The organism is Chitinophagaceae bacterium (genome assembly GCA_016717285.1).
Taxonomy (GTDB): domain Bacteria; phylum Bacteroidota; class Bacteroidia; order Chitinophagales; family UBA10324; genus JACCZZ01.
In genome coordinates this window covers 57,680-81,039 of the sequence record JADKFU010000005.1, presented here as the reverse complement: position 1 = coordinate 81,039, position 23,360 = coordinate 57,680, and the positions used below count along the sequence as shown (strand labels likewise).

15 protein-coding genes are annotated in these 23,360 nt (G+C 41.6%); 11 read left to right on the top strand and 4 right to left on the bottom strand.

Translation table 11 applies throughout. The annotated features are described in order from the left end of the window. Positions 1-39 precede the first annotated feature (39 nt). A complete protein-coding gene (locus IPO83_10310) occupies positions 40-2,208 on the top strand; it encodes a patatin-like phospholipase family protein (GenBank protein ID MBK9731658.1) in 2,169 nt (722 codons plus the stop codon). An 808-nt stretch (positions 2,209-3,016) separates the two neighbouring features. Here the strand turns inward: IPO83_10310 and IPO83_10305 are convergent. The 4 genes from IPO83_10305 to IPO83_10290 all read right to left on the bottom strand — a co-directional run bounded on the left by IPO83_10305 (position 3,017) and on the right by IPO83_10290 (position 9,751). After that, a complete protein-coding gene (locus tag IPO83_10305) occupies positions 3,017-3,643 on the bottom strand; it encodes a T9SS type A sorting domain-containing protein (GenBank protein ID MBK9731657.1) in 627 nt (208 codons plus the stop codon). 27 nt (positions 3,644-3,670) lie between these two features. Beyond that, on the bottom strand, positions 3,671-4,858 hold the full coding sequence (gene hflX, locus IPO83_10300; GenBank protein ID MBK9731656.1) for a GTPase HflX: 1,188 nt from the start codon (positions 4,856-4,858) through the stop codon (positions 3,671-3,673). A 459-nt stretch (positions 4,859-5,317) separates the two neighbouring features. After that, complete coding sequence (locus tag IPO83_10295) at positions 5,318-6,565, bottom strand: amidohydrolase family protein (protein ID MBK9731655.1); 1,248 nt, start codon at positions 6,563-6,565, stop codon at positions 5,318-5,320. 156 nt (positions 6,566-6,721) lie between these two features. Next, positions 6,722-9,751: an amidohydrolase family protein gene (locus IPO83_10290; GenBank protein MBK9731654.1), complete on the bottom strand. Its 3,030-nt coding sequence runs from the start codon at positions 9,749-9,751 to the stop codon at positions 6,722-6,724. Between the two features lie 558 nt (positions 9,752-10,309). Between IPO83_10290 and IPO83_10285 the strand changes: the two genes are divergently transcribed. From IPO83_10285 to IPO83_10240, 10 genes are all read left to right on the top strand, one after another. Continuing rightward, positions 10,310-11,911: a TIR domain-containing protein gene (locus IPO83_10285; GenBank protein MBK9731653.1), complete on the top strand. Its 1,602-nt coding sequence runs from the start codon at positions 10,310-10,312 to the stop codon at positions 11,909-11,911. 112 nt (positions 11,912-12,023) lie between these two features. Further along, positions 12,024-13,040, top strand: coding sequence for a hypothetical protein (locus IPO83_10280; protein MBK9731652.1), 1,017 nt, complete (start codon positions 12,024-12,026; stop codon positions 13,038-13,040). A gap of 51 nt (positions 13,041-13,091) precedes the next feature. Next, positions 13,092-13,463: a hypothetical protein gene (locus IPO83_10275; protein ID MBK9731651.1), complete on the top strand. Its 372-nt coding sequence runs from the start codon at positions 13,092-13,094 to the stop codon at positions 13,461-13,463. Beyond that, positions 13,424-13,825, top strand: coding sequence for a hypothetical protein (locus tag IPO83_10270; protein MBK9731650.1), 402 nt, complete (start codon positions 13,424-13,426; stop codon positions 13,823-13,825). The genes IPO83_10275 and IPO83_10270 overlap by 40 nt, the downstream gene beginning before the upstream one ends. A gap of 32 nt (positions 13,826-13,857) precedes the next feature. Continuing rightward, on the top strand, positions 13,858-14,340 hold the full coding sequence (locus tag IPO83_10265; GenBank protein MBK9731649.1) for a hypothetical protein: 483 nt from the start codon (positions 13,858-13,860) through the stop codon (positions 14,338-14,340). A gap of 401 nt (positions 14,341-14,741) precedes the next feature. Further along, complete coding sequence (locus IPO83_10260) at positions 14,742-15,704, top strand: SprB repeat-containing protein (GenBank protein ID MBK9731648.1); 963 nt, start codon at positions 14,742-14,744, stop codon at positions 15,702-15,704. 56 nt (positions 15,705-15,760) lie between these two features. Then, the gene (locus tag IPO83_10255; GenBank protein ID MBK9731647.1) at positions 15,761-17,128 is read left to right on the top strand and encodes a hypothetical protein; all 1,368 of its coding nucleotides are present in this window, start codon (positions 15,761-15,763) and stop codon (positions 17,126-17,128) included. Next, positions 17,094-19,103 carry a T9SS type A sorting domain-containing protein gene (locus tag IPO83_10250; protein ID MBK9731646.1) on the top strand — a complete coding sequence of 670 codons (2,010 nt, stop codon included), beginning with the start codon at positions 17,094-17,096 and terminating at the stop codon, positions 19,101-19,103. The genes IPO83_10255 and IPO83_10250 overlap by 35 nt, the downstream gene beginning before the upstream one ends. A gap of 12 nt (positions 19,104-19,115) precedes the next feature. After that, the gene (locus IPO83_10245; protein ID MBK9731645.1) at positions 19,116-20,930 is read left to right on the top strand and encodes a hypothetical protein; all 1,815 of its coding nucleotides are present in this window, start codon (positions 19,116-19,118) and stop codon (positions 20,928-20,930) included. A gap of 196 nt (positions 20,931-21,126) precedes the next feature. Then, positions 21,127-23,013, top strand: a complete 1,887-nt coding sequence (locus IPO83_10240; protein ID MBK9731644.1) for a WD40 repeat domain-containing protein — start codon at positions 21,127-21,129, stop codon at positions 23,011-23,013. The last annotated feature ends 347 nt before the right edge of the window (positions 23,014-23,360 follow it).

The window sequence follows — 23,360 nt, the reverse complement described above, 5'->3', positions numbered from 1 at the left end:
TTTCAGTTGGTGCTTTTACACCTGCGCAAGTTCCTGTTTATGCTGGTTCCGTGGGTGATATTGATGCTCATGGTTTCAGGAAACCTGCTTTCCAGACTTGGCTTTCATTACCTGTTTCTTGATCCTGAATACTTCGGAAAAGTAAACTTCATCAGCTTTTTCTTTATCGGCATTGGATTAGGTGGGTTCATCTTTGTGTGGAACATCACCAGTTATATTCTCAATAGTTTTCGTTTTCCTTTTCTCGCTACTTTTAAAAGACCATTTCTCCGTTATACGCTCAACAATGCTTTTTTTCCACTGCTGTTTATCATCGTGTATTTTTATTCGCTCATCCGTTTCCAGTATTACTCTGAGCTCAAATCATTTTTTGAAGTCATCTCTTACCAGGCCGCACTCATCAGTGGCGTTGCATTGATGCTCATTATTTCTGTGGCAGGATCGCTGAATATTCATATTGAAAGGTTTATTCAGCGCAGTGCACGAAATCAACCTGCACCGCGAAACAAAAAAATCCCGCTGGCGAACACTTTGAAAAATAAAGCGGCGGTACTTTTTTCGCCGGAGATACGTGTTGACTTTGTGCTTATTCATCCATTCAGAGTCCGCCCGGTTCGAAGTGTAAAACATTACCAGGCAGAAGAACTGATGAAGGTTTTCAGGTTGCACCACAAGAATGCACTCACGATAGAAATGGTGGCTTTATTGATCATTATAATGCTGGGATTTCTCAAAGAGATTCCGCTATTCCAGATTCCCGCAGGAGCAAGCATTTTGTTGCTGCTCACGATATTGCTTGCACCCATTGGCGCACTTTCTTATTGGTTGCGTTCCTGGGCGGTAACCGCTTTCATCGGACTGCTGCTTGTTGCAAACCTGCTCGTGAAGTTTGATTTTATCAATCATCGGAACAAAGCATTCGGAATGGATTATTCCCATCCTGCCTCCTATAATCTTGCTGCTATAGAAAGTGCAGTGTCACCGGCTTTGTTGCAAAAAGATCACGCAACAACATTGAACATTCTTGAAAAATGGAAAGAGAAAGTCGCGCCCTATTATCATCCATTGCAAAAACCTCCGCTCATTGTAGTTAATGCAAGCGGCGGAGGATTGAAGGCATCGCTTTGGGCATTCAGGTTGATGCAGGTTGCAGACAGTGTAACAGGCAATGCTTTTTTTGATCACTGCGTATTCATCAGTGGTGCTTCGGGCGGTATGCTGGGAATGTCCTACTACCGTGAATTATACCGTTCAAAAAAATTAGGCGACCCGATCGATCTTCAGAATTCTCGCTACGTTGATAATATTTCAAAAGATATTCTGAATGCCATCTCCTTTACTTATGTAGTAAATGATGTATTGTTTCCGTGGCAACGATTCAGAGTCAATGGTTATACCTACCGGAAAGACCGTGGTTATATTTTTGAAAGAAGATTCAGCCAGAACACTGGATTTGTAATGGATCGCTCATTGGCAGATTATGCACCTTTTGAAGAAAACGCAACCATTCCAATCCTCTTATTTTCTCCTACAATTATTGATGATGGCAGAAGGCTGCTCCTGTCCTCTACTCCCCTTTCTTATCTCACTGCGCCGCCACAACGCAGCACATCCACCAATGATATGAAGGTAGATGGTATTGATATCCATTCTTTTTTTGGAAAACAAAACGGTGCCAACCTTCCGTTCATGACAGCAGTAAGAATAAATTCCACGTTCCCGTATATCATGCCAAATGTCTATTTGCCCACTACGCCTGAAGTGCAGGCAATGGATGCGGGACTGCGCGATAATTATGGTTTTGAAACTACGTATCGATTCTTGTTTGAATTCAAAGACTGGATCAATCAAAATACTTCACGCGTCATCATTGTACAGGCACGCGGAGATTATGCAAAGAATTATGAACCGGTTGTAAACGAACATCCGTCGCTCATTCAGAAGCTGCTCGATCCTATCAGCAGCTTGTATGCGATCTGGAGCGATTTTCATGATTACCACCAGGATGAATTAACTGGCCTTGCTGACAGCTGGCTGGATGTTGACCTGAACATGATCTCTTTTGAATATGTACCGGAACAAAAAGACCAGGTAGCTTCTATGAGTTTTCACCTTACCACCCGCGAAAAACAGAGCATCCTGTCCACGATGGAAAATGCAGAGAATAGAGCTAAGCTGAATAAACTGGTGGTGTTATTGTCTCATTAAGTCATCCTGAACTTGTTTCGGGATCTGTTGCGAAAGGACGGATGCCGAAATAAAATCGGCATGACAGTAATGGAAATTATAAAGCACCCACGCAGCAGTCATCCTGAACTTGTTTCAGGATCTGTTGCGAAATAGACGGATGCCGAAATAAAATCGGCATGACAGTTAATGGAAATTATAAAGCACCCACGCAGCAGTCATCCTGAACTTGTTTCAGGATCTGTTGCGAAAGCACGGATGCCAAAATAAAATCGGCATGACAGTTAACGGAAATTAAACACCCAGAGCGCTCCTGGTTTGAAGGACGGATGCCGAAATAAAATCGGCATGACAGTTAATGGAAATTATAAAGCACCCACGCAGCAGTCATCCTGAACTTGTTTCAGGATCAGTTGCGAAAGCACGGATGCCGAAATAAAATCGGCATGACAGTTAATGGAAATTATAAAGCACCCACGCAGCAGTCATCCTGAACTTGTTTCAGGATCTGTTGCGAAAGCACGGATGCCGAAATAAAATCGGCATGACAGTTAATGGAAATTATAAAGCACCCACGCAGCAGTCATCCTGAACTTGTTTCAGGATCGCGGGCGAAATAAAATTGTTGCGAAATAGCCCGCAGGCTGACGGTTGCAGATAGACGGATGCTGAAACGGGTTCAGCATGACGGTTCATCGGAGCTGAGGTCGTAATTCGAAAATTGTTTTTCAGAATTGGTTCAACAGTAATTTTTTCAGGATCCCACCCCTATCATGATAATCAAAATCATAATAATCATTATCATCATAAAAAATCACAGTTCAGACAATTATTGAATCATCATTCTCCTTGTAGTAAAGGAAGATCCGGATTGCATGCGGATAAAATACATACCAGCAGGAAATGTTTGATTGAAATAAAATGAAGACTGGTATTTTCCAACAGTTACTTTTTCATGCAGCAAAGTCTGCAGGCGCACTCCTGAAATATTGTACAATGCAACATCGATTGAAGTATTGGCAAGAACCGTGTACGAGATGAAAACTTCATCATGAACCAGATTGGAAACCAGATCAAAAGAAACCAGTGACAGTGCAACATCATCAATTCCCACTTCAGCTCCCGGAATCGTAAAAGTGCCCGTCATCGAAGGCAGATCAGGAACACTGATGTAGTGATAAGTTCCGGGTACAGTAGCAATGTAAGTGAAACTGGTGTGCATGCTATCGAGCAATTCATTCCATTGCTCAGCTCCTTCAGGAATACCATTGGCTGTGGTGGTATGAAATCCCGACTCCCATTGCCAGGTGATAGTGTCACCACCGGCAACCGTCAGCGTGTCGGGTGAAAACTGAAAATTTGTTACGGTTATGATGTGTGTGGTTGCCGTTGCAACGGAAGGTATGATTGTCGCGAAAGTCAGCAGGCAAAGCAGGTTGTAAAAATATTTTTTCATCTTCTTGTTTTCATTTCAAAACCGTTTCTAAAAAAATGCAGTCTTATACGGATAACGTTCCATGTAAAGCTGCTTCACAAGGTCATACATTTTAGTACGCAATGCATCGATGTTTTGCTTTTCTGTAGCGGAAATAAAAATCGCATTTCCATTCGTTTGCTTCGACCAGCTCTGCTTTAAATTGCGAAGTAACTCTTCTTTCACTTCAGGCGGCAGCAGTTCATCAAATTGCTTTTCCTCATACATATCCATCTTGTTAAACACCAGCAGTGTTGCTTTCTCCAACGCACCAAGCTCTGCCAGCGTTTCATTTACCACACGAATCTGTTCTTCAAACTTCGGATGTGAAATATCAACCACATGTAAAAGTATGTCTGATTCGCGCACTTCATCCAGCGTTGATTTAAAACTCTCTATCAAATGATGCGGCAGCTTCCTGATAAATCCAACTGTATCACTTAACAGGAAAGGCATTCTGTCCATCACAACTTTTCGCGTTGTTGTATCAAGTGTTGCAAAAAGTTTATTCTCCGCAAACACTTCCGATTTGCTGAGCACATTCATCAAAGTTGATTTACCGACGTTGGTATATCCCACCAAAGCAACGCGAATCAATTCGCCACGCGATTTCCGTTGTGTCTGACTTTGCAAATCAATTTTTTCAAGTTCTTTCTTCAGCAAAGAAATTTCCTGCTTCACAATCCGGCGATCCGTTTCAATTTCTTTTTCACCCGGGCCACGCATACCAATACCTCCACGTTGTCTTTCAAGGTGCGTCCACAATCCTTTCAACCTTGGTAATAAATATTGTAATTGTGCCAGTTCAACCTGTGCTCTTGCCTGCGCCGTTCGTGCACGGCTGGCAAAAATGTCAAGTATCAGGTTGCTGCGATCGAGGATTTTGATCTTCAGCTCCTTTTCAATATTAAATATCTGTTTACCTGTAAGATCATCGTCGAAGATGGCAAGGTCCACTTCTTTTTCTTCCACGTATTTGCGGATCTCTTCCAGCTTTCCTTCGCCTATAAATGTGCGTGGATGTGGTGACTGCAGCCGTTGCGTGAAGCGTTTCAAAGTTATGGCACCTGCAGTTTCAGCAAGAAATGCCAACTCATCAAGGTATTCAGTCAGTTGTTCTTCCTTTTGTCCCTGGTAAATGAGACCAATCAAAACCGCTTTTTCCTGTTGGTGTTCTGCTTTTTGAATTAAAGACATGTAGACGATAACCTGATAAAAGGTAAATTTTCGCTGCAAGATACAGGATTAAATACTTTCAGGAATTTTTGGAAAGAGAATGGCGGACCACAATTTTCTTTTCAAGTGTTTTTGGCAAAGGCACTAAGCACGCAAAGAAAAACAAGCCTGAACATCATTCAATCATTTCAAATTATCCGGGATGAAAAAATACAGTTCGCAATCTGCGTTATTTCAAACCCTGCTTTTGTTTGTAAGTTTCAACCAGTTGTAACAGGTATTTATTAAATTTTTATAAATAACTAAATTGTTACCAGGCAGACTATGAATGGCTGAAACAAATCAGAAACTAATTACCTGTAGATTTATAAATCATTTTCTCAGGAGAAAGTAGTTATTGAAATTGGCTGTGAAGACACAGCCGAAGTCGCCGTCTTTTGCGTCTTCACAAACGGCTATAAGAGTATTGTGCATTCATTTTCATTTCAAACCGTATTTCGTTTTGTAAGTTTCGTACAGTTGCTTCTGAGAATTATCAAGGTTGATATCACGACCCTGAATAAAAGCACGTTCAATATTGCTGGTTCGCATATCGAGAACATCTCCTGTTGAAATAAGGATGTTTGCGTCTTTTCCTGATTCCAAAGTTCCTGTTCTGTTATCAATACCCAGAATTTTAGCGGTGTTTGCACTAATGGATTTCAATGCATCTTCTTTGCTTACGCCATGTGCGGCAGTAGTGCCGGCAATAAAAGGAAGATTGCGTTGTTGCCAATAACCACCAATGCTGAGACAATACATAACGCCGGCCTGTTGCAACATGGCAGCAGTGTGATAAGGAACATCCACTTTTGTATCGTCTCCATCAGGCAATGAATGCGCATCACCTAAAATAACAGGAACATTATTTTCCTTCAGCAAAGCGGCACATTTATACGCATCGCTGCCACCCACCAACACCATGTTGATGCCCAGGTCTTTTGCAAACTGAACGGCATTCATTATTTCGCGGACATAATTCGTATGGATAAAAACAGATTTTGATTTATCGAAGACACCTTTCATCGCTTCGAAATTGATGTTGCGTTCAGTGTGCGCTGATTGTTGATTGTATTGTTGTGCTTCCAAAAAATAACTGCGGATTTGCTGCACCTGTTTTTGATAATCATCATTTACAGTAACACCGGCTCCGTTATCGTTGAAATCAAATTTGAAATAAGAAGGCCAGTTAAGATGAATGCCATCATCGGCTTTGTATTGCGCATCTTCCCAATTCCATGCATCCAGTTGCATGATGGAAGACGCACCTGAAATAATGCCGCCTTGTGGCGTTACCTGCGCCAGCAAAACGCCGTTGGAACGCACCGTTGGAATTGCTTTTGAATCGGTGTTGTAAGCGATAAGACTCCGTGTTCCCGGATTAAAATCTCCCACTTCCGCATAATCGTTGGTGGCACGCGCCGCTTCAATTTCATTCAATCCAATATTAGTACACGGTGCTATGAATCCCGGATACACTTGCTTACCCTTTGCATCAATTATTGTTGCGCCGGCAACAGGAGCACCACTCGCCGCGCCAACATAGTTAATCTTACCTGCGGAAAATGCGATGGCTCCATTTTCAATTACTTGTCCGTTGCCAACATGAATGGTGGCGCCGGTAATTACAACAGGAACTGTTTGCGCTCCAACGGGTGCAATGCGTTGTGCTGCTGATTTTTCGTGTATAAAAAAACAGGAAGGCGAGCAGTAGTGAAATGTATTTCATGATCGACTGATTGAAAATTATTTTTTTAAAGAAAGGTGTTGATTCTAATTTGAAATCCAATCTTATTAGTGTATTCGTGTTAAGGTTCAATTGATGCCAAAGTTTATCCACATAGACTATTGCCCAACATCCTTCCCATCCGTCATCGAATCACAATCCCATTCGCGGTTGAATTCAATTTTAATTTTTTCTGTTGGTGCGCCATCCTTTTTTGCCTGTAGCATTTTATTAATCAGGCGTGTGCGCTCCTGTTGTATCTGCTGCTGATGTTGCGCATCTTTTTCAAGACTGAAAAAACAAATACCATCTACGAGTGTCATTTCCGGTGATGCATAAATGGAGAGCGGATCATTGTTCCACAAAACAACATCGGCGTCTTTACCAATCTTAATACTACCCACCTTATCGTCAACATGTAGCATTTTCGCGGGATTCAGCGTGCATAATTTCCAGGCTTCTTCTTCACTCAATCCACCATATTTTATACTCTTCGCGGCTTCCTGGTTTAACCTGCGCGCCATTTCAGCATCGTCAGAATTTACTGCCGTCACAACTCCAACTCCTGTAAGTATTGCAGAGTTGTAAGGAATGGCATCATACACTTCATATTTATAAGCCCACCAATCAGAGAAGTTGGAAGCATAAATATTCCTTGCTTTCATTTTATCTGCCACTTTGTATCCTTCCAATATGTGTGTGAAGGTGTTCACTTTAAATCCCATTGAATCTCCTACATGCATCAACATGTTTATTTCCGATTGCACATAAGAGTGACAGGTGATAAATCTTTTTCCATCCAATATTTCTACCAAAGCATCCAACTCAAGATCCCGGCGTGGAGCAATCGCAGTTGATTTCTGCTTGGCAGGAATCGCATTGTAAGCAGCCCATGATGCTTTGTAATCCTTTGCGCGGATGAATGCATCATACATGGTTTGTTCCACGCCCATGCGCGTTTGCGGAAAGCGACTCGTATTAAAATCGCCCCAATTGGATTGCTTCACATTTTCACCCAATGCAAATTTGATGAAGCCGGGCCAACCCTGAAACTTCATGGCTTCCGGTGAATAACCCCAACGGAGTTTTATCAATTGTGTTTGTCCGCCGATGGAATTCGCCGAGCCATGTAAGACCTGCGCGGCTGTAACACCACCCGAAAGTTGTCTATAGATATTGATGTCATTCGGATAAATGATGTCGGCCACTCTCACTTCTGAAGTAACAGATTGTGTTCCCTCATTCAATCCTTGCGCAGCAGCAATGTGTGAGTGTTCATCTATAATCCCTGAGGTAAGGTATTTTCCGGTCGCATCGTATACTTTCACATTGTCCGTGGCCGGAAGATTCTTTCCGATTTTTTGAATTTTGCCACCGGAAATAAATACATCCGTATTCTGTAATATGCCGTCGCTTTCATTCGTCCATACCGTTGCATTTTTGAAAAGAAAATTTTCCTGCTTTGGTAATGATGCGTTTCCATAACCCACGAACGGATATAAAACCGTTCCTTCCGCTTTAGGTTTTTCTTTCTTTTTGGAAGTGTCTGCTTTTTCCTGGTAAGCAGCAGTAAAATTTGCAGTCCAGTTGATCCAGTTGCCTTTCGGATCCTGACCGCTGCCGGCAATATTTTTATCTTTCCAATAACCGCTCAGCCGGTACATCTCTTTACTGCTATCAGCGGGATAACGGAATGAAATAGAAACCAGATCATCTTTTGTGGTGAGGATGGCTTTCAGTTTTTCCTTGTCATTTAATTTAATCGACGCTTCAGGTGATGTTGCTGTTCCTTCCACCATAAGATTTAAGTTGGAAAGTGTTCCTGCTGTCAGATTATACGTGCCTCTTGAATCTTTAAGATCATAACTATTCACAACATACTGCATGCCCTTCACCCAATTCTGATAAATGATATTTTTTTCTTTAAACACACTATCAGAACAAATAATGAAGTTGGCGACTTTTCCTTTTTCCAATGTTCCAACCTGGTCAAGCACACCCATCAGAGAAGCTGGCGTGTAGGTGAGTGCTTTTAATGCTGCTACCGGACTCATTCCATAATCAATAGCAGTGCGCAGATTTTTCCAGAAATCATTTTTTGATTTGAGCGAAGCGGAAGTGATGGCGAATGTTATTCCCGCTTTATCCATCGCAGCAGGATTGGCAGGCGCCATTTCCCAATGCATCAACTGCGCCAATGGAATCTGCTCCGCATCGTAAGGATCTTCTACATCCAAAGCAACCGGGAAATTTAACGGAACAATAAATGCATCGCCGGTAGCTTTCACATCATCAATGCGTTCATATTCATCTCCGGCTCCCTTTATAATGTATTTGATGTTGAATTCATCACCAATTTTATCGGCCCGCAAAACGGAATACACGTCCCCCACTTCAAACACTTGCGGAAGTTGCAGTGCTTTATTCAATGCATCCAGTGATAAATTTGTTTCTGCTTTTCCATTGGTTGATTTATACCATTGTGCATCATAATAAGTCTGACGCAACAAAGCAATGCTGCCCATTAAGGAGGAAGGATAATCCTGCGTGGAAACTCCTTTGTTGAAAGAATAATATGCTGCCGATTGATCTTTCAGCAGCATCTCATTACTTTTTTCTTCCCCCAATAAAACAACTGCTCCGGTTCCGCGAACGATGCCATCCTTCTGATGGGAGGAAACGGTTCCGAAACCTAATTCACGAAGCTCTTTTGCCTGATCCGTTTTTACTTCAAACAATTCATTGCAATGAATTTCAGGATGAACAGCCTGGTTCCAGTTGTAAGCACCATTTTTATTCGAAAGAAATTGCGGACCACGCGGACCTTGTTGCTGATTTTTTGCAACTGCCGGCATTCCATAATCGGAATAGATATCAATGAAAGACGGATAGATGAATTTGCCCTGAAGATCCATCACAATAGCACCTTTGGGAATGCTGATATTTTGTCCGACCGATTCAATTCTACCATCACGAATGATCAGCGTTGCATCTGCAATCATGGTCTGATAGTCGGTGAAAATATTTGCATGCGTTAAGGCGTAAAGCTTTTCCCGTTCATCCTTTACACCGTTACGCGGAAATGTTTGTTGTGAAAATGAATGCTGAGAAAAAATCAACAGCAGCAGAAAAATGATGATTCTTTTCATGAAGGAGCGCAAATTGAAATGACCTTTTTGGAGAGATGTTAGATGGCTAAGCAATAATTTGCGGCAAAGTAAAAAAAATTTCCTCCTTTCCATTCAACACTTCGACAACCTGATCAATTTCAGCAATACACCAGATTAATTATTCTTTCGCGCAAAGTCGTTAACCCCGCAAAGAAAACATAGCTTCCTGCTTTGCGGGCTTTGTGCCTTTGTGAGTATACTCTTTAAACACGCTACCTGTAACAGCATTACTTCCATAAAAAAAAGCTTGAAAAACCTTCATAATAGCAGTATTTCATGTAATGGGTAGTTATCAACATTATTCAACAGATTCGGATGGTTCTGATCACCATCAGATTCCTGAATGGTGATTCCATGTTGCATTTAGTTTTGGCCAAACTGTTTACCAGATAAGACTTTTAAGGCAATCACGACGCATTGACCAAAAAAATTCATGGTCATTATCTGACGTTCCAAAATGTGGATAAACAAAATATTCTTATCTTGTAAATCCGTTTGAATCCATTTCAAACGGCATTCCCGAAAAAAAGCCGCTCCATGAATTTTGAAAAGGACGTATTTATCAGTTACGCTCACGTGGACGATGTGCCGATTACGGAAGGCATGAAGGGCTGGATATCAGAGCTTCACGAGTATCTTCAAAACCGTGTTTTCCAGTTAACAGGCGTCAAACCCGTTATCTGGCGCGATGCAAGGTTACAGGGCAATGATTTTTTTGCACCTGAAATTGTAGCGCAGTTTCCCAAGCTGAAAGTATTGGTTTCCATCATCACTCCGAGGTACCTGAAATCGGCCTGGTGCACCAAGGAAGTGGAAGAATTCTTCAAAGCTGCCAATGAAAACGGAGGCATTGAGGTAGAGAACAAAGCCCGCATTTTCAAAATCATTAAAACACCGGTTAATCGTAATGAACAACCGGAAAAGATCCGCGAAATATTAGGGTATGAATTTTACAAAGTCGATTCCGCATCCGGAAAATTTACGGAGTTCGATAAAATGTACGGACAGGAATTGCAGCAGGCCTATTATGCAAAAGCCAACGATGTGGCCCAGGATATAGCCAAGCTGATAATGGCATTAGATCACGTTGACTCCCCAAATGGAAATGGCAACGGCAAAGCTCCGGCAAATGCCATTACTTATGATCCTACGAAAGTAAGCTCCGGCAAAAAGATTTACCTGGCTGATACTTCCTATGACCAGAAAGAATACCATGAAAATGTAAAACGCGAACTGGAAGACACCGGATTTACTGTTTTTCCAAACAAAAATCTGACACCTGTAGCTGATCTGATGAAGGGCGAAGTGGAAGATTTTATGAAAGACTGCTCACTGTCGCTCCACATCATTGGATCTTCCTATGGATTGGTGCCGGAAGGAACTGATAAATCCATCATCGCACTTCAGAACGAAATTGCAGCAAAGCAAAGTGCTGAAAAAGGATTGAACCGTTTGATCTGGATTCCTCCCAATGTAACTACGGAAGATGCCAGGCAACTCGCTTTTATTGATCAGTTGCGGCATCAGGAAGTGTTGCAAAGTGGATCAGATTTATTAGAAGGAACCATTGAAGAATTCAAGTTCGCCATCTTCGATACCATTCGAAAACAGGAAGCAAAAGAAAAAGCAGAAAAGGAAAAAGCACTGGAAGATGCACGTAAGAAAGCACTTGATGAGGAAAAGAAAAATCAAACAAGCGCCGGTGTAATTCCAACAGCAACACCTGCTGTTGATGCCGGACCTCGCATGGTTTACTTTGTTTGTGATCAACGCGACTTGAGTGATACCAAACCCATTGAAGATTTTCTTTTCGATAGTGGTTATGAAGTGATCCTGCCGATTTTTGAAGGCGAAGAAGCGGATCTGCGTAAGGAACATGAAGAGAATTTACGCACCTGCGATGCTATTCTTGTTTATTACGGCAATGCAAATGAGCTATGGCTTCGTAGCATGACAAGAGATCTATTGCGCCTTCCGGCACTTGGCCGCACCCAACCCTTGCTGGCAAGTATTGCCTATCTCGCACCACCGTCATCAACTCAGAAAGAACGTTTCCGTTCGCATGAGCTGACAGTCGTAAACGGACTTGCAGGATTTAATCCTGAAATACTCAATGACTTCAAAGCAAAACTCAAATAACCCGGTAATTAATGGCTGACATTACCAAATTGAAGAATCCATTTGTCGGGTTGCGCGCTTTTGAGGAAAACGAGGATTATCTCTTTTCGGGAGAAGTGCTGAAATAAATGACTTGCTTAAAAAATTCGCTGCAAGCCGTTTTCTTGCAGTAATCGGATCTTCCGGCAGTGGCAAATCGTCATTGGTAAAATCAGGATTGCTGCCTGCTGTTTACAGCGGTTTCCTGTCTGTTGGAACTAACTGGCGTGTCGTTACTTTTCGTCCGGGCAATGATCCTATCGGGAACATGTCGAAAGAACTTGCGCGCGAGGGTGTTTTATATGAAGAAGTTGCTGCCTCCAGAATTCCATACCAACCGATTATTGAATCAACACTGCGCCGAAGTGGAGGTGGTTTGATACAGGCTTACCGGCAGGCACACCTCGCTCCAACAGAAAACCTGTTGGTGGTTGTTGATCAGTTTGAAGAGTTGTTCAGGTTCAGCAGGTACGAAGCAGAAGCCAATGATGGGAAAAGCGACGCGCTGAATTTTGTGAACCTTTTGCTGACTGCAGCACAGCAGCAGGATTTTCCGGTGTATGTGCTGCTTACTATGCGCTCCGATTTCCTCGGCGACTGTGCACAGTTTCGTGGTTTGCCCGAGGCCATAAATGCAGGTCAATACCTCGTACCACGCATGACGCGGGAAGAAATTCGAGAAGCGATTACCGGACCTATTGCAGTTGGCGGTGCACAGATTGCGCCGCGTCTGGTAACCCGCGTACTGAATGATGTTGGAAACAATCTCGACCAGTTGCCGATTCTGCAACATGCAATGATGCGTACCTGGGATACATGGCAAATGAAAAATCAGCCGACTGTTCCCATTGACTTACCGGATTATGAAAAAATAGGCACCATGAGTAAGGCGCTTTCGCAACATGCGGAAGAAGCTTTTGCCGAATTAAAAACAGAAAAACAACAGCTCACTTGTGAGCTGATGTTTAAAGCGCTTACCGATAAAGCTGCCGATGTACGTGGCACGCGAAGGCCTACAAGTGTAGAAGATTTATGCACGCTTACCAATTCAAATGTTGACGAAGTAATTAATATCGTTGAAGTTTTCAGAAAGCCCGGCCGCACTTTTTAATGCCGCCTCCTGATGTTGCTTTATCAGAAAAATCTATCATCGACATCTCGCATGAGAGCATCATGCGTGTGGGAACGATTAACAAAATGGACCGATGAAGAAGCCATGAGTGCAGAGGTTTATCTGCGCTTGTCGGCAGCAGCACAATTGTATGAAGAAGGAAAAACTGATTTGTGGCGCAACCCTGAATTAGAGATTGGCCTGAAGTGGTATCGCGCGAATCAACCCACTGCACTGTGGGCTGACCGGTATGATAATAATTTTGAGAAGGCAAAAGCTTTCCTGTTCAAGAGTGAAGAAGAAGCCATTGCATTACAAAAAGAAAAAGAGCGTGCTGCAAGAAACAGAAGGAGATTGGCTGCCGGCGCTATCATCTTTTCGCATTGCTGGCTGTTGCTTCTTTTGCGACAATGGTGTATGTAAACGGTCAGAGAAAAATTGCGGTTACAGAAAGAGCAAAAGCAGATACCGCAAGAATGGTGGCAGATTCAGCTAAAATTGAAGCGGATTCACAAAGGCAAATTGCAGAGTCACAAAAGGAAATTGCGGATTCACAAAAGCAGGTTGCAGAATCACAAAAGGAAATTGCCGATTCATTAAAAGATATTGCAATTCTTGAGAAACAAAGAGCGGTGACAGCAAGAAAAGATGCAGAGACACAAAGAAATATAGCCGAAAATCTTCTTGAACAAACGTTAAAACAAAATCGCCGCATCGCTGCATCTGAATATCAGAAGCTCATTCGAGAAGGACCAACTGACGAAGATTCAATCAACAACGGCTGAACTACAAATACTATTCTTACTGGTGGCACCTCGTGAATTTACAGGAGGATCCGAACAACAAGGCAGATGTAAGAAATGATGAACTGTACGATAAGCTGTATTACAGTTTGATATTGGGAAATTATAAAAACGACAGCAAGAAAGAGAATAAGGATTATGTAATGGATAAAATAAACGATGGTGGTCCAACCGGTTACGTAGCCGAAAAGTATTCTTTGGGGAACGGTCATGACGTAACCATCAGCAATGATAAGCTGCAAGTGCTTTACAATGGCAATTCTGAATTAATGCCACGAAGAATCAGTGCACTTGCAGTAGACAGTGCAGATAAGATGTTGTTGATTGCAACAGAAGACAATGTACTGACTGTTGAAATGCTGAACAGCCAATATCAACAGGTGAATAAATACAAAATTCCAATGGGTGGCCAGGTTACAGCATTGGATTATGATGCAGGAAGTGATGTGATTTTTTCGGATTGCTCACCGGTGAAATCGGTTATATCAATTTTATAAAAGACAGCAGGAATCAGCCGGTGTATAAAACCAACTGGATTCAAAAGTTACTGCTATTGATTTCTTCATGCGTGAAAAAATAAAGCCTGCTATCTTCTTGCAACAAGCATCAGGGGACAAGCAATAGTGTATGAAGTGGGATCAACTCCGGAAAAGCTGGCGGATTTCTTAAGAGCAAATAAAAAAGTTGTCAGGCATTGAATTGCCTGAGAATATTGGTGATATCAAATTTGCCAAATACCTTACAAAACACAAATCAACCGAAAACCGTGTGGAGCTGGTGACAGTAAAAAACACTCTTACCTCTGGAATCCATTTGTGGACGAACTGCTGGCTGAACTTGATGCGCACCTTGATCCGCTGGTTTTAGCAGACAGCACGGCAAAAACTAAATATTACAAATGAAAATATTCAGTCAAATCATTCTTCTGTTTATTTTGATGTGTTTGTACGGGCATTCCTTTGCGCAATGTAATTTGTCTGTATCCGGAACAAGAACAAATGTTACCTGTAACGGTGCGGCAGATGGCTCCATTCAAATAACAATCAGTGGCGAACAAGGTGACATTACCTATCTCTGGAATGATGGTGCCACTACACAGAATCGCTCCGGATTAGTGCCTGGAATCTATACAGTAACAGTAACTGATGATTTTGTTTCAAACTGCAACAAAAAAAGAACCTTCCAGATTACAGAACCGGATGCTTTGGAAGTCAATGCGATAATAAATAATGCAACCACTCCTGGTGGAAATGATGGTTCAATCAACATTACGGTAAACGGCGGTACTACACCTTACAGTTTCTTGTGGAGCAATAGTGCAACTACTCAAAATATCAGCAGCCTTTCAGCAGGCGATTATACCGTTACTGTAACAGATGAAAATGATTGTGTTTTTACTGAAACATATGCTGTCAGCGATGCATCCCGCCAGATACAGGTTTTCCCTGCTTCGCCTTCCATTTGTGCCGGAAGTGGCAATGGAGTTCAGTTAATTGTTACGGCTTTTGGTGCAACTGCTTATGAATGGTCTCCTTCAACCGGTTTAAGTGCAACCTCCGGCGCTGCTGTTGTTGCAACTCCGTTAGTCACCCAAACATATACGGTAACAGCAAGCAACTTATCCGATTGCGCTGCAATAATTACGGTTACCGTCCATCCAATTCCAACAGTGGATTTAATTCCTGACGCGGTTTATTGCAATAGCGCAGCAGCAACCGGTATAAATTTTACGGGTACACTTGCAGGTGCAGTTTTCATTGGTCATCCGATAAGAATATTGGATTCGGCACTTCAGGTCTCAGTAATATCAATTCCTATGTTGCAACAAATTCCGGCAACGAAACAGATACCGCAACCGTAACTGTTTATGCAACCGCCAATGATTGTGAAGGCGCTGCATCTGTTTTTAAAATCCTGGTGCATCCCACGCCTATGCTGGATTCCATTGCTGATCTTACTTTTTGTAATGAAGAAAACAGTGTGGGTATTCCTTTTAGCAGTAACGTGACGGGTTCCACTTTTTCATGGACCACTAAAGATGCAGTGAATATAGGATTCGGCACAGCGGGTGATGGAAATATTCCACCATTTGTGGCTTTGAATGCAGGGGCGGTTACGAAAACAGCCGTTGTAAAAGTTGTTGTTACAGCAAAGGGTTGCAAAAGTGCGAAACCACCATCAGATTTTTCCGTCAATGTTTTACCAACTCCTGTCATGAATCCGGTTTCGGACAAAACATATTGTAATGGCGAATCAATTCCGGGAATCAGCTTCAGCAGTGATCCATCCGGTGATACATATAGCTGGACCAGCAGCAGCAACATCGGTTTTGGTGTTGCAGGCACAGGAAATATTCCGGGCTTTGTTGTATTGAATAGCGGTACAAGTACGATGACCTCAACTATAACTGTATTTGCTGTTAAAGACGGTTGCAACGGACCGGTAGCATCATTTACAATTTCTGTAATTCCAACTGCTGTTTTTACCAGTTCAAAATTTGAAAGTGCTTGTAATGGAAGTCCATTTGTTTATACCGGGACTGCCAATATCAGCGCCACTTTCAGTTGGACCAGACCGCTTGTTTCAGGAATCAGCAATGCAGCCGGTTCCGGCACAAACAATATCATCAACGAAACACTTCAAAATATCACCAATGAATCCGTAGTAGTATTTTATTATTTTCAATTAAACAGCGGTGGCAACTGTATTAGTTATGATACGCTGCAACTCACCGTTTTTCCTACAGCAGGTTTGAATAGTTCTTTAACGGAATCAGTTTGCGACGACGCTCCCTTTGTTTACCTCGCTACCAGCGAAACGCCCGGAACAATATTCAGTTGGAGCAGGGCTGTTGTACTGGGCATCAGCAATCCTGCAGGTTCAGATACGATCAACCTGATCAATGAAACACTTGATAACACAACGCCAGATGATATTGATGTTATTTATTCTTTCACTATTGGATCCGGTGGTTGCCCTGCAAGTAGTCAGCATTTAATTGTTACAGTAAAAGCTACACCAGAACTTAGTGACCCGGAAATATTCTTTTCTATTTGCAATGATGCAGTCTTTTCAAAAACACTTTTAACGGTAACGGATAACACAACCATTTCATGGAACCGGCCTGCTATTCCGGGTATCAGTCAGGGTACCAATAGTGGCACAGACGAGCCGATAAATGAGTTGTTGCATGATTCAATAGCCAATCCTGTTACAGCACTCTACATTGTTACCTTATCACATCAAAATTGTGAAAAACATCAGTTTGTTATTTGTAACAGTTAATCCAACACTCACTTTAACTTCCGACACAGCATACACCATCTGCGATAGCATTCCATTTGTTTACCAGGCCGAAAGCGCCGCCGTCGGAACTGGCTTCAGTTGGAACAGAGCCGCTGTGCCCGGCATCAGCAATCCAACGGCTTCAGGCAACATCAATCTGATCAATGAAACACTTACAAATACTTCCAATATTCCTATAGTTGTTGATTATGTATTTACGATGACTATTGATACCTGTTCTTATTTACAAAATGTACATGTTACGGTAAACCCATCTGCGAAAGTTGATCCTGTAGCCAATAAGATTTATTGTAATGATGTGTTGGTGACAGGGATCCCGTTTAGCAGCAATGTTACCGGTGCTGAATATTTCTGGTCAGGCACACTTGATATTGGTTTCGGAACAAATGGCAGTGGTAGCATCCCTGCTTTTGATGCCTTGAATGCAGGAACCTCTCCTATCATTGATACAGTTGAGGTTTACGCCAAAGCTTATTTGTGCGATGGTCCGGTATATTCCTTTACCATAACCATTAACCCTACGCCGGTGCTGAATAGCGATGCTGATACTACCCTTTGTAATAATATGCTCTATGTTTACCAGGCAGAAAGTCTGACACAAGGCACCACCTTCTCCTGGGTCAGGCCACATATAAATGGTATCAATCCTTTCAGCAATTCAGGTACAAATAACTTTGTGAATGAAACGCTGACGAACACCACCCAAAACCCCATCACGGTAGAATATATTTTTTCTTTAACGATTGATACCTGTACGAATCTGCAATATTTGCAGGTGACCGTAAACCCTACACCTGAAATGAACAGCGCCTCAGATACTTCCATCTGCGACGGAGTTCTCTTTAATTACCTCGCTACGAGTTCAACAAGCGGAACCCACTTCAGTTGGAGCAGGGATAGTATTGCCGGTATTGGCAATCCTGCGGGAACTGGAGATGATAGTCTGATAAATGAATCAATAGATAACGTCACCTTTGCGGCGGTTACCGTTTATTATGATTTCACTTTAACCTATACCAATGTGGTAACCTGTGAAAACCATGCTATACTGAGTGTGAAGGTAAATCCGTCACCGCCGCTGCCTTCATTCACTTCTCTTTCACCCGATGCTGTTCCGGTAACAGTTTGTGGTGGATCAGGCAATATCAATTTTAATATTGATCATCCGCAAGGTGCCAATGGTGTCACTTATCTGTGGACCGCTAATCCTCCTGATGCTGTGGAGATTGGCAATGCAAACAATCCGAACACAGTTATCTCTTTCAACAACACAACCGGTCAGGTGGAGATCAAAGTCATCGCTTTCAACAATGATTCATTAGGCGGCTGTCCGGATTCCGTGATACAGGTAGTAAATGTTACAACCAATCCTGATTCTATTGCAGAAAGAAAAATTATACTGAAACAGCCAGGCAACGTATTGGTTTATCCTGATAACTCCATGTCAATTGACAGCGGTTACCAATGGGGTTATGATTTAAAAATGAATGATACGATTCTTGGACCTCCACAGAATATTCCCGGCCAGGTGTACCAGGTATTTGTTCCGGAATCAAAATATCTGAGCGGATCACAATTGGATACCTCAACTTATTGTTTTTGGGTTTTGCTCAAAAGAAGCGACTGCCAAAGCAAGGTATATTACAATGGACCGTATGCTCCTCCGGGAAAACTGATTGATGAAGGAACGGATGCTGCTATAAAATTGAAGACTTACCCGAATCCGACAACCGGCAGTTTCAATCTTCTCCTCACCGGAAACATGTACGGAAGCATTGAAACAAAAATTTATAACACGTTGGGTGAAGTGATCTTTATTACAAGCTTCATCAAGAATAATTATGAAAGTAATGAAACCATCAAAGATCTGAATTTACCTAACGGTGTTTATTATCTTGAATTGGAAAGCAGTGATCATCAAAAAAAGGCCACGCGGATGGTGGTGGCGCATTAAATGCAAAACAGGATGAAATATACCCTTACACTCTTCATATTTCTGCTTCCGGTAATTACCATTGCACAAACCGGCAAGGCTAAATCTGATACTGCTTTGATCAACGACCTGATCAGTTCGTGGAATGTCGGTTTGCATGAAGATGGAAATGAAGCTGTTAATATCAGGGGCTTTAATAAATTTAAAGAATTGTTTTGGCGCGATGCTACAGTTGATGATGAGATTGATGCGACCTTCCATCCAATGTCGTCAGATGATCCTGCTCCTTATAAAACTTCCACAAAAACATTTGAATTCTATGCACATGATCTCGCTCTGCATTTCAGAAATATAAAAATCGAAATTGCTGACATCACATATGACAGAACTTTTAATGCGCATGATACCATCATAAATGTTACGCTTACCAAAACTACTTCAGGAGAAAAATTGCGGCAATATGTTTTTGATGCAGATTCCAGTCGCGCGCTTGCACTGAACCTGATAAAATATAAGTATGATAAGCAGTCCATCGAAATCGGCAAAGATGACACCGGCAAAATTGTTGCAGCAATCAGGAGCGTGAGAGAAACAGGAAGTCCTGCCTTTCACTTTATAGCAAAGAATACGATGCTTATACAATTGCGCGTGAAGAATGATACGATGAAGATCAACAGCATCCGGATTACTGCAACAGCTTATGATAGTTGCACCAATGATGCGGACAACGACGGCGTGATTGATGAGGAAGACAACTGTAAAGAACAACGCGGCGACCTGACTGCGAATGGCTGCACTGACAGTGACCTCGACGAAATTGCAGATACAGAAGATGACTGCGATTTTATTTATGGTTCAACCGGAAACAATGGATGTCCTTCCGATTTTTTTGTTTCTAATTTCGATATTACAGAGTATGTCGGATTCCAGTTGAATTCAACACAACTAAACATGCCGGAGCCTGATCAGCTTGGTTACAACGAGGTTGACTTAATTGAATCTCAAAAAGGAAGTTTATCAAATCCCGGCTTCAGCATCAGTCCTGTTATTGGTGTGGACCTCTCTTATTTTTTCGGCAAGAGAAAGAAAAACTTCGGTATTTCAATAGGTGCGAACTACACAAAATTTACAACTACTTATGAAGTTACTGCGCCCGCCGTTTATGTCTTCAAATCAAATGATGGCACCAATGATTATCGCCGTGTTGTTACGCTGGAAGAAGGTTCAAAGGAAGACCTGACCTACAGGATCGCAGATTTTCCATTGTACTTCAAGTACCGGAAAATTATACTTCCAAAAGATCCGGCCAGGTTTTACAAATGGGAAATTGAGTTCAGCGCCGGGCCTTCTTTCATGTTATTTACCAATTCCTCTAAATACAACTCCACTGTTGATTTTGAAGGACTCTACCAGGTTGATTCCATCAACAAAAATGATTTTACCTATTACAACAATTTTGATTACAGCTCCACCTGGAATGTTTTCATGACTGCAGACAGCATCAATGCGCAATCCCAAACGCCAGGCGCTCAGGCTGTGTTTGATATGTTAAATGAGGCAGGATACGATTTTGCTTCCGGTAAAAAATACAACGGCGAAACAAAAAATTTCACCCGAAGCAACATTGCCTTCCATGCAAAATTTGATGCCTGTTATAATTTCAACGACAATGACAGGTTTGCTTTTAAGTTTGGCGCCAATGTAGTGTTCGCACCAATGGCTGATAAGTCGTCGGGTTATACATTCGTTGATAAAACTACTGACGCTTATAAATCCATTTACGAGGGAAATGCGAAGTCAAATTATTTTGCATTTGGGGCTAGTGCGGGATTGGTGTTTAGGTGGTAGAAAAAATGGATTGATTAAAATTTACTCCACATCCTTGTAATCTAAAGAGATAATGAATGCCGGCAAGTTCTCTGCTAATGATTTAACCTTCTTCTTTTTTTTACTACCCCAATTAATATAGAATAATTAAATAATGTTAGAATAAGGATTACATTGTTGCATAAATCTTCATGTCATTTTTATAAAAACTAAAAAAATGCACAAACTAATTCTATCGTTACTATTCTTATTCTTCTCACTATCTTCCAATGCTCAAATATGGTATTTCGGATTTAATGCGGGAATCAAATTTATAAGTGGATCAACATCCTCTTTTACTACGCCTCAAGGTAATACGAATTCCAATGAGGGATGTGCAGTAGCAAATGATGTCAACGGGAATATCTTGTTTTATACTGATGGTGTCTCAGTATGGAATAGAACTAACAGTGTGATGTTGGATGACAACAATCAGCCTGTTCAATCCGGAAATGGATTAGATGGTAACGTCTCAGCAACTCAAGCAGCCATTATTGTTCCCAAGCCTAAAGCAAAGAATTGCAGGGATTGCAAATGCGATACATTTTACATTTTTACCGTAAGCAGTGGACAAGGTGCTGTACATGGCATTGGGACGCCTGCAGGCGGATATGATCCGAGTCTTTTTGCGTATGGATTACGTTTTACAACAGTTGTGTTTGATGCTAACCATTTAAATGGATACATTCCCAGCGCAACAAAAAATCTCCCTTTAATAACTTGTGTATCTGAAAAATTAACGGCTATTTATGATGCCACTACTAACAGCTATTGGGTATTGGCCCACGGCTATGATCCACATGATGGTTTTAACATTCCTCCATCATCAAGCCCTAATCACACTAAGCGATTTCTTTGTTATAAGGTAACTGCTGCCGGAGTGACTACTGTTCCTTTAGCCGGCAACGCTCCAGCCTTGTCGACACCGCAAGAACCTACAAATATTTTTACTAATGCTAATACTCAGGCTAATGGCGAAAATGCAGTGGGCCAAATGAAGTTTTCTCCGGATGGAAAATTGGTTGCACTGGGAGTCTATACTGATAGATATGTGGAGGTGTTTGATTTTAGTATTAATACCGGACTACTTTCTAATCCCAAAAAGTTTCAATTCCCCGGTTCGCCAGCAGGATTTATTTATGGATTGGAGTTTTCCCCGGACAGCAAGCAACTATTTGTAGGAGGGAATTCAAGTGTAAATAATTCTGTCTATCAGATTAACATTGGATTAATCAATCTCAATATCCCCAATTTTACCAATCCTAATATTCTATCTTTTTCCTCACAGTATATTACACAAATAATTCCTCCCCCAATAACAAATGCAAGTGTTCCTGACTATGGAGAATTCCAATTGGGCCCTGATGGAAAGATTTATATAGGCAGGAGAATTCCGATAGTAATTAATTCAACTGCATATCATCTAAGCGTTATTCCCACCCCGATTAATTATCCTGCCAGCATCGTACCTAATGGAATTCAATTATCAGGTATTACCCAGGGCGCATGGAGTTTGCCTACCGTTGTAGTGAATGCGTTAAAAACCACCTGCCCGATTGATTCCTCTAAGGATTGTTCAACTTGCAAGACGGCCTTGGGTTCTGCAAGTATTGCATTGGGTAATAGCACTGCTTATCCAACTTATAACTTGCAGGGAATTCAATTAAATTTTACTGCTCTCACTTCTTTGCAACAAGTGACGGTGAGCATTGCAGACCTCTCATACAGTTGGGATAAAAAAGATTGCAAGAATTGTAATATAGATGCTATAAGTGGAGGATGCTTATTTCCTGCAACTGCTAATCAATCCATGGGCAACCTTGTGTGGAATAACCAATTCAACATAGTGTTGCCTCCAGGAGCTAACAACAATGAATGTCCCGGACAATTGCAGTGGGATTTAGGCAATCCATTGGCACCTGGAACGTATTCAACTCCGATGAATTTATCATTGCCTGTTTCTAATGTACCCAGGGATTGTAAACTCATCATTAATAAATTATGTGTCCGTGTCACATATAAAGATATTAATTGCAATGTATGTGATACCCTCATTTGCCTTTGATAAGAGTTGGATAAAACAAATTCTTATTTAAGAATTCAGTGAAAGCGGTCGCTTGATAAAATAAAGCACAAACATTCCTTGCCGCTAAATGAGGCATTATTAATCTCGGTGACATAAGTACGAGAGCATTGATGAAAGATATTAATTTGAATTTTCCATTTCACTCCACTCGAATTAAAGCCACACAACCAAGTGATACATTCAGCAATAAAGCGACGTTGAATAAAAAGGGAAGTTTTTCATGCTGTAATTTTTATATGATAAAGAATGAATGACAGGTAACCAGCACAGATATGAAATCAAATTTCATAAAACTGAATCCAACTTCAATTGTATTATTAAGAAAA